Below are 1,136 nucleotides of genomic sequence, written 5' to 3'. Positions count from 1 at the left end.
TCGCGGATTGCGAAGCGTAAACCTTCGTCCATCGCGATTGGGTTGATAAGCTCTACAACAAACTTCAAGTTGTCGCCTGGCATTACCATCTCTACACCTTCAGGAAGCTCTACGGCACCTGTGATGTCCGTCGTACGGAAGTAAAACTGTGGACGATAGCCTTTGAAGAATGGCGTGTGACGACCACCTTCATCTTTCGTCAATACATAAACTTCTGACTCAAACTTTGTGTGTGGCTTGATTGAACCAGGCTTACACAATACTTGACCACGTTGTACTTCATCACGCTTAGTACCACGTAGAAGAACACCACAGTTCTCACCAGCTCGACCTTCGTCAAGAAGCTTACGGAACATCTCTACACCTGTACACGTCGTTGTCGTTGTATCTTTGATACCTACGATTTCTACGTCGTCACCTACGCGGATAATACCACGCTCTACACGACCCGTTACAACCGTACCACGACCCTGGATTGAGAATACATCTTCAATCGGAAGGATGAAATCACCGTCAATCGCACGCTCTGGCTCTGGGATATAAGTATCTAATGCGTTCGCAAGCTCTAGTACTTTCTCTTCCCACTGTGCTTCACCGTTCAATGCACCTAGTGCTGAACCTTGAATTACTGGTAAGTCGTCGCCTGGGAAGTCATATTCTGAAAGAAGCTCACGGACTTCCATCTCTACTAGCTCAAGCAATTCTTCGTCATCTACCATGTCACATTTGTTCATGAATACGATGATGAATGGAACACCAACCTGACGTGAAAGTAGGATGTGCTCACGTGTTTGTGGCATTGGACCATCTGTCGCCGCTACTACTAAGATAGCGCCGTCCATTTGGGCTGCACCTGTAATCATGTTTTTAACATAATCCGCGTGACCTGGACAGTCTACGTGCGCATAGTGACGAGATGCTGTGTCATACTCAATGTGAGAAGTATTGATTGTGATACCACGCTCGCGCTCTTCTGGAGCGTTATCGATTTGTGCGAAATCACGAACTTCACCACCGTGAGTCTTAGTCAATACCGCTGAAATCGCAGCAGTTAGAGTTGTCTTACCGTGGTCAACGTGGCCGATTGTACCTACGTTAACGTGCGGTTTGGAACGTTCAAATTTTTCTTTAGCCAT

Annotated in this window: 1 protein-coding gene; it reads right to left on the bottom strand. The window is 46.7% G+C overall.

Annotation, left to right across the window (positions count from 1 at the left end):
* On the bottom strand, nucleotides 1–1,136 hold a 1,136-nt coding region (tuf, locus tag ACHUFQ_RS16955), incomplete at its 3' end, for an elongation factor Tu (RefSeq protein WP_394177032.1).

The sequence above is a fragment of the Thalassotalea litorea genome, assembly GCF_043642205.1.
GTDB classification, from domain to species: domain Bacteria; phylum Pseudomonadota; class Gammaproteobacteria; order Enterobacterales; family Alteromonadaceae; genus Thalassotalea_A; species Thalassotalea_A litorea.
Note: the sequence above shows the minus strand (reverse complement) of the source record. Positions and strands in the feature narration are given on the sequence as shown.